The organism is Rhodopseudomonas sp., assembly GCF_036404135.1.
In the GTDB taxonomy this organism is placed as follows: Bacteria; Pseudomonadota; Alphaproteobacteria; order Rhizobiales; family Xanthobacteraceae; genus Rhodopseudomonas_A.
The window spans coordinates 1-7757 of record NZ_DASWPE010000029.1 but is presented as its reverse complement, the minus strand read 5'-3'; the positions used below and the strand labels follow the sequence as shown (position 1 = coordinate 7757).

7 protein-coding genes are annotated in these 7757 nt (G+C 65.4%); 5 read left to right on the top strand and 2 right to left on the bottom strand.

The window, feature by feature from the left end; genetic code table 11:
• Positions 1-430: 430 nt before the first annotated feature.
• The gene (locus VGC77_RS03560; protein WP_331170191.1) at positions 431-1411 is read right to left on the bottom strand and encodes a magnesium transporter CorA family protein; all 981 of its coding nucleotides are present in this window, start codon (positions 1409-1411) and stop codon (positions 431-433) included.
• A 351-nt stretch (positions 1412-1762) separates the two neighbouring features.
• On the opposite strand from VGC77_RS03560, the gene VGC77_RS03555 reads away from it, so the two are divergent.
• Positions 1763-2440 carry a L,D-transpeptidase gene (locus tag VGC77_RS03555; protein ID WP_331170190.1) on the top strand — a complete coding sequence of 226 codons (678 nt, stop codon included), beginning with the start codon at positions 1763-1765 and terminating at the stop codon, positions 2438-2440.
• Positions 2441-2597: 157 nt separating this feature from the next.
• Positions 2598-3488 carry a nucleoside deaminase gene (locus tag VGC77_RS03550; protein WP_331170189.1) on the top strand — a complete coding sequence of 297 codons (891 nt, stop codon included), beginning with the start codon at positions 2598-2600 and terminating at the stop codon, positions 3486-3488.
• A 28-nt stretch (positions 3489-3516) separates the two neighbouring features.
• Here the strand turns inward: VGC77_RS03550 and VGC77_RS03545 are convergent, their stop codons facing one another.
• Positions 3517-4527 (bottom strand): extensin family protein, encoded by a 1011-nt coding sequence (locus VGC77_RS03545; protein ID WP_414709601.1) that lies wholly within the window; start codon positions 4525-4527, stop codon positions 3517-3519.
• A gap of 102 nt (positions 4528-4629) precedes the next feature.
• Between VGC77_RS03545 and VGC77_RS03540 the strand changes: the two genes are divergently transcribed.
• From VGC77_RS03540 to VGC77_RS03530, 3 genes are all read left to right on the top strand, one after another.
• Complete coding sequence (locus tag VGC77_RS03540; protein ID WP_331170188.1) at positions 4630-6258, top strand: fatty-acid--CoA ligase; 1629 nt, start codon at positions 4630-4632, stop codon at positions 6256-6258.
• Positions 6259-6693: 435 nt separating this feature from the next.
• The gene (locus VGC77_RS03535; RefSeq protein WP_331170187.1) at positions 6694-7536 is read left to right on the top strand and encodes a DUF1499 domain-containing protein; all 843 of its coding nucleotides are present in this window, start codon (positions 6694-6696) and stop codon (positions 7534-7536) included.
• A gap of 8 nt (positions 7537-7544) precedes the next feature.
• Positions 7545-7757 (top strand): hypothetical protein (locus VGC77_RS03530; RefSeq protein WP_331170186.1); only part of this gene is annotated, 213 nt, incomplete at its 3' end.

Below are 7757 nucleotides of genomic sequence, written 5' to 3'. Positions count from 1 at the left end.
CTCAAAAAGCGATCAATGAAATCAGGCCTTCAACCCGTCATTGCGAGGAGCTCTTGCGACGAAGCAATCCAGGGCCACGCTTGAAGCCCCTGGATTGCTTCGCATCGAAGTCGGCGCTGCGCGCTGCCCTCGGCTCGCAATGACAAAAACCCCTGATTTTGCTCGCTGCTTTTTCGGTCAGACACTGAGGAGCCCGGTTGAGCGCAGCGAAGCCGGGCGTCTCGAAGGATGGGCCGCGCGGTCGGTGTCCGCCCCGCGCACGTCGCCGCATCACTCGAGGCTCACCGCTCTCGCGGCTTCGCGCTTCAGGATGACGGCGCTTCGCATGTAGCACGGCCTGCTCGGCGCGTTACGCGCGGCGCGCGAACCCAATATTACGATCGGGACCGCGGCACGACGGGCGACGCCGTTGTCATGATCGCCGCCCGCCTCACAGCCACTTCTTCCACTTGAACAGCAGATACGGCACCACCGCGGCGCACAGCATCATCACCAGCGCCATCGGGTAGCCGTGCTGCCATTCCAGTTCCGGCATCAGCTTGAAATTCATGCCGTAGATCGAGGCAATCAGGGTCGGCGGCATCAACACCACCGCCATCACCGAGAACAGCTTGATGATGTTGTTCTGCTCGAGGTTGACCACGCCCAGCATCGCATCCAGCACGAAGGTGATCTTGTTCGACAGATAGGAGGCGTGGTCGCTGAGCGAGCCGACGTCGCGCTGCATGGTCTTGAGCTGCGCCCGCATCTCCTTCGACCATTTGACGTCCTCGGTCTCCGCGGTGACGAAGGTGACGAGGCGGCCGATCGAGACCAGGCTTTCGCGCACCTTCGAGGTCAAATCGCCCTTGCGGCCGATCGCGATCAGGATCTCGGAATAGCGCTTGGCATGGCCGGTGCGCAGCGACTCGTCGGGCTCGAAGATGTCGCGGCTGACCTGGTCGATGTCGGCGCCAACCCGCTCCAGAATGTCGGCGCAGCGGTCGATCACCGCGTCGAGCAGCTCCAGCAGCACGGTCTCGCCATTGGTGCCGGGGGCGACGCCGCGCGCCAGCTTGTTCTCCACCAGCAGGAACGGCTTCGGCGCGTCGTAGCGCACCGTCACCAGCCGGTGGTTGGACAGGATGAAGGTGATCGGGCTGATCCGCGGCGAAGTGGTGTCGGCGGCGCAGACCAGCGTCGCGGTCATGTAGCGGGCGCCGTTCTCCAGATACAGCCGGCTGGAAATCTCGATCTCCTGCATGTCCTCCCGGGTCGGCACCGCGACCCCCGCCAGCCGCTCCACCGCCCGATCCTCCTCCGCGGTCGGCTTCTCCAGATCGATCCACACCGCGTCCGCGGGCAGCTCGGTCAGATCGGCACCGGGGGATTTCTTCAACGCGGATTGGGACGGGGAGAAGATCGCGATCATTGCAGCTCCGAAAACGGGAATGGGCAGGCCGGGCGGGACGCGGATGGCTCTTGCAGTGCGCAACTCCGCGGCGTTTGGCAAGCCCGGCCATGCGTCACGCGCCACGCTGTTGCCTCCGTGTGATGACAGCCTCGTGAACGGCACGCCGCGAGATTTGACCGCTGCCTGCTAATTCACCGGAAGCCGGATTTTTTGAGACAAAATTGCCACAGCTGAGGTGCCGCGTAGCGCTGACACCATCTAAGCGCTGGAATGACGGCAGATTTCGGCGATAATCAGTGGCATGGAATCGTGGCTGCGAAGGGCCTTTTTGGCGCGCTCGAGCGCCGGAATTCGATTGGATTAAGATAGATGGCGACTTTTGGATCGAAACTCGGATTGCTGGCCGCTGGCCTGTTGCTGTCCGGCTGCGTGCAGACGACGACGTATCAGGAGACGTCGCAGAGCATTTTCAAGCCGCGGGACAAGGAGCTGCTGGCCAAGGTGTCCTACGTCAAGACGCCGGTCGCCGAGCCGTTCCGCCGCGCCATCGTCGATTATCACCGCAAGGAAGCGCCGGGCACCATCGTGGTCGATTCCGACAACCATTACCTGTACTTCGTGCAGGATGGCGGCAAGGCGATCCGCTACGGCATCACCGTCGGCGAGGAAGCCATGGCGTGGTCCGGCATCGCCAAGGTCGGCAGCATGGCGGAATGGCCGGCCTGGCATCCGACCAAGGGCGAGATCGAGCGGCTCGGCGTGCCGACCTTCGTCGCCCCCGGCCCCGACAATCCGATGGGCTCCCGCGCGCTGTATCTGTACTCCGGCGGCAAGGACACCCTGTTTCGGATCCACGGCACCAACCAGCCGGAATATATCGGCTCGTCGATCTCCTCGGGCTGCATCCGGATGACCAACGAGGACGTGATCGACCTCTACAATCGGGCCAAGATGGGCACCATCGTGGTGGTGCTGGAGCCCAAGCACGGCGACTCGCCGGTGAATTCGAAACTGGCGCTGCAGGGCGGCGGCTCGAGCCCGTTCTGATCGGCGGCCGCGCCCTGCGCGGGCCGCCGCGCCACGCGGGTTGAATTCAAAAGCGCCGGTGCTCCCGGCGCTTTTTTGTTGCCTTGTGGGCGGGCTTCGGCGACGCGGCCGGCTCCGCCTCCGGAGAGAGTCACTGAGGTCACGCCAAGAGGGTTCAATGTGCCGCCAACAGCCAACCTTCGACGATCAGGTCGATGCGCAGGTCGAGCGCTTGAGGACCAAGTCCTTGCGGGTGATCGAAGATGAGGTGGCCGCCAAGCGAAATGCTTGGTGGGATCGTCAGCCTGCCGAGACGCGCGGAGCGGGAACGGCTTCGCCTACGCCTCGCGACGCCTTCGAGACGCTGTTTTTCCGGTACATGGGGCTGAAGCCGTGCGACATTCCGGTGCTACGCGAGACGGACAGCGAGATCGTTTGGTCTTCGCGCAACCCTTGCCCCACGCTCGAGGCGTGCAAGACCACAGGGCTCGACACCCGAGACGTTTGTCGGGGAGCCTATGAAAAATCCACCCAGGCCCTGTTGTCGCGGATCGATCCGCAGCTGCGCTTCCTGCGCGATTATGCCCAGATCAGACCTTATTCCGCGCATTGCCTGGAAAAGATCGTACGCATTTCGTTCAAACAACGCATGAGGCTCGCGATCGACGAGGCGAGACTATCGCGGCGGCAAGGCAACAAGGGATACGGCGCCGTCGCCGTTCTAGGCGACCGCATCGTATCGCAAGCACACGATACGGCGGTCACCGACAAAGACCCCTCGCAGCACGCCGAGATGAAGGCATTGCGGCAGGCCGTGCATGTGCTCGGCGACGCCAATCTATCCGGGGTGGTTCTGTTCTCGACCTGTGAGCCCTGCCCGATGTGTGCGTCGATGGCGGTGTGGTCGAACATCAGCGCGATCGTGTTCGGTGCCAGCATCAACGACACGGTGGCGCGCGGCAGGTCGCGCATCACGGTCTCGGCGCAGCAGATCCTGAACAATTCGCCGGTCCGAATCGAACTCTACCCCGGCATTCTGCGCTCCGAATGCCTGGACCTGTATGTCTAGTTCGAACCGGATCGCCGAGATTCGAGATTCATGGGCGCCGGTGCTCCCGGCGCTTTTTTGTTGCCTTGTGGGCGGGCTTCGGTGACGCGGCCGGCTCCGCCTCCGGCGGCGGCTCGGGCTGCTGCTCGGCCTCCGCGGGCGGCGCCTCGGCGGGCGCCGGGGCGCCCTGCTCGGCCTTCGCCGCCACCGCGCGCGGCGGCGCCTCCTCCGGCCGCTCCGCCGGCAACAACGGCGCCACCGCCGGCAGCGGGTCCCACACATTCCACTGGCAGATCCGGTAATCGCCGCGGCGCTGCGCCAGATCGAGATGGACGTGGTCCTCGTGGTACCAGTCCGAGCCCGGCCCCAGCACGGTGGTGAAGCGCGCGCAGACCGAGGCCAGCACGGTTTCCCGCACCTCGCGCGAGGTGGCGCGATCGGTCAGCGAAATCATCGCGCCGTTGGCGAGCTTGAGGCCGCGGACGTCCAGCGCATTGGCGCGGCCGTGCTCGGAGAGTTTGGCGCCGACCACCCGGTTGCGGCCGCGGCACTCGAAGGAATCGAAATTGTCCAAATCGCTGAGCTTGCTGCCAAGCTTTGCTGCCAGCGGCGCCATGTCGGTGCGGACCCAGTCGGCGATCTCGCTGGCCATGGCGCAGCGCAAAATCGCCGCCGGCTTCACCGTCACCCGGCTGTGGTCCGGCAGCACCACCGCCTCCAGCCGCACCAGATCCGTGCCGCCGCAGCCGCCGGCGCCCTTGATGTCGGGAATCGACGGCGCGATCGCGATCTCCTCGGTCAGCGCCCGCCGGCAGGCCGAGAGCTGCGGTTCAGGCTTCGGTTCAGGCTTGGCTTCGGGCCTGACTTCCGGCCTTGGCTCCGGCTGCGCCGCGGCCGACGGCGGCTCGGCGTCGGCCGGCGGCTGATCGGGCTCTTCCGCGGAGGGCTGCGCGGATGCCGCCGGCGCCGCGGCCGGCCGCGGCTTCGGCAGCGGCACCGCGCCGCGCGCCGACGCCGCATCCGGCAGAAACAGCAGCAGCATCGCGGCTATCGTCAGCATGGACGCTTGGCCGCGGCGCCGTGGAGCACAAGCCCATTTGCTCAAGCTATTGTCCGCGCTAAACTTGCTGCCAAAGGGATAACAAAGTGGAGGAACGTTCGGATGCGCGGCTTGATGCAAGACTGGCCTTTGTTGTGTCATCGGATCATCGACCATGCGGCGATGATCCACGGTGAACGCGAGGTGGTCACACGGTCGGTCGACGGTCCCATTCACCGTACCAATTACGCCGAAATACGGCAGCGCGCGCTGAAAGTCGCGCAGCGACTGGACCGCGACGGCATCAAGCTCGGCGACCGCGTCGCCACCATCGCCTGGAACACGTGGCGACACCTGGAGGCCTGGTACGGGATCATGGGTATCGGCGCGATCTGCCATACCGTCAATCCCCGGTTGTTTCCCGACCAGATCGCCTGGATCGTCAACCACGCCGAAGACCGCGCGATCATGACCGACCTCACCTTCGTGCCGGTGCTGGAGAAGATCGCGGCACAGCTGCCGAGCGTCGAGCGCTACATCATCCTGACCGACAACGCCCACATGCCGCAGACATCGCTTCCCAACGCGGTGGCTTACGAAGACTGGATCAGCGACGTCGACGGCGACTTCAAGTGGGTGAGCTTCGACGAAAACACCGCGGCAGCGATGTGCTACACCTCCGGCACCACCGGCGATCCGAAGGGCGTGCTGTATTCGCACCGCTCCAACGTGCTGCACGCCTTGATGGCCAACAATGGCGACGCGCTCGGCACCACCGCCAAGGACACCATGCTGCCGGTGGTGCCGTTGTTCCACGCCAATAGCTGGGGCATCGCGTTCTCGGCGCCGGCGATGGGCACCAAGCTGGTGATGCCGGGGCCGAAGCTCGACGGCGCCTCGGTGTACGAATTGCTCGATACCGAACAGGTCACCCACACCGCAGGCGTGCCGACGGTGTGGCTGATGCTGTTGCAATACATGGAACGGACCGGACTGAAGCTGCCGCATCTGAAGACCGTGGTGTGCGGCGGCTCGGCGATGCCGCGGGCGATGGTCAAGGCGTTCTCCGACATGGGGATCGAGCCGCGCCACGCCTGGGGCATGACCGAGATGAGCCCGCTCGGCACGGTGTGCTCGCTGCAGCCGCAATTCGCCGACCGCGATCCGGAGCAGAAGCTCGACATCCTGCAGACCCAGGGCTATCCGCCGTTCATGGTGGAGATGAAGATCACCGACGACGCCGGCCGCAGCCTGCCGTGGGACGGCAAGACCTTCGGCCGGCTCAAGGTGCGCGGGCCGTCAGTGTCCGCCGCCTATTTCCGAGTCAGGGACCAGATCCTGGATGACGAAGGCTATTTCGACACCGGCGACGTCGCCACCCTCGACGGCTACGGCTACATGCGGATCACCGACCGCTCCAAGGACGTGATCAAGTCCGGCGGCGAGTGGATTTCCTCGATCGATCTGGAAAACCTCGCGGTCGGCCATCCCAAGGTGGCGGAGGCCGCGGTGATCGGCGTCTATCATCCGAAGTGGGACGAGCGGCCGCTGTTGATCGTGCAACTGAAGCCGGATCAGAGCGCGACGCGCGACGAGATCCTGCATTTCATGGACGGCAAGATCGCCAAATGGTGGATGCCGGACGACGTGATCTTCATCGAGGCGATCCCGCACACCGCCACCGGCAAGATCCTGAAAACCGCATTGCGCGATCAGTTCTCCAACTACAAGCTGCCGACCGCCGCGGCGTGAAGGCGGTGAGCGGAGAGTGGCGAATAGGGAGTAGCGAGTAGGGAATACGCGCGGCGGATAGCGCTTAGCGCGCGGCGGAGCGGTCGTTGGTCGGTCGAGTGATGCTAGATCAGACATGTTGTGTGGCACCAGATCGAAAATGATGATGCGCCGCGCGGTTGGCGCACTCCCTCCCCCTCGCGGGGAGGGGTCGGCGGTGGGGGCTCCAAGCCTCGGCCTTTGTAGTGCCCCCCTCCCCTCCCCAGCCCTCCCCCGGGAGGGAGCGCGCCGCGGTCGCAGCGGCGCCTGCGAAAACATCCATCACTGACCGAACATCTGCTCTCGTGCAGGCGAGGCGAAGAAGCGCTTGAATTTCGCCGCGCAGCATGATCTCAAACGGGCCTGACGGCCGTCGGTGCTCGGCGGCCGCGCGTTCCAACCGCAGATATTCAGCCCATGGCCCGCAGGTTTTCCGCGCCGTATCAGACGGAGCCGGTGTCCAGTCTCGCGCTGTGGGCGCGACGGCTGGCGGTGTTCGCCGCGGTGGCGACGCTCGGCTCGATCGGCATCGTGCGGTTCGGCTTTCTCGAGGTGAAGCCGGCGCTGGCGACGTTCTTCGCAGCGCTCGGCATCGCCGGGCTGTCGATCCTGGTGGCGCTCGCCGGCTTCGTTGCGATCTGGCAGAACGGCTCGCGCGGCATGAGCATGATTCTCCTCGCGCTGGCGCTCGATCTGGTGATCCTGGCCTACCCGGCCTATCTCGGGCTGCAATATCGCCGGCTGCCGCCGATCCACGACATCACCACCGACTCCATCGATCCGCCGAAATTCGAGGCGCTGGCGCGGCTGCGGCTCGGCGACGGCGCCAATACCGCGGTCTATGCCGGGCTGTACTCCGCCGAGCAGCAGCGCGCGGCCTGGCCGGAGATCGAGACCGTGCAGCTCGACGTGCCGGTGCAGAAGGCCTACGACGTCACGCTGGAACTGGTCACCAAGCGCAAATGGCGCATCGTCGACGCCCGCGCCCCGCAGCCGCCGCGCCGCGAAGGCAAGATCGAGGCGGTGGCGCGCACGCTGATCATGGGCTTCCGCGAGGACGTCGCGATAAGGGTGCTGCCCGACGGCGACGGCTCGCGGGTCGATATCCGCTCCTCGTCGCGCTATTTCGAAAGCGACCTCGGCAGCAATGCCGCAAGGATCAGCAAACTGATCGACGACATCAACACCGCCGCCGACAATGCCGCGCTCGCCAAGAAGCCGGCGGCGACGGCCAAGGGCGCGGTGAAGGGGAAGAAGTAGCAGCGTGAGTGGCGAGTGGCGAGTGGAACGTCAGCCGCAAGCCGCTGCAAGTTTTGTGGCCGGCCATGCCTTGGATAACCCGACGCATCGACAACACCATCATCGAACAATCACGCGGCGTCATTCCGGGGCGCGAGGCCGAAAGGCCGAGCGAACCCGGAATCTCGCGACGGGCGCGGCGCGACACTGGTGGCGAGATTCCGGGTTCTCTCGCGGCTCAC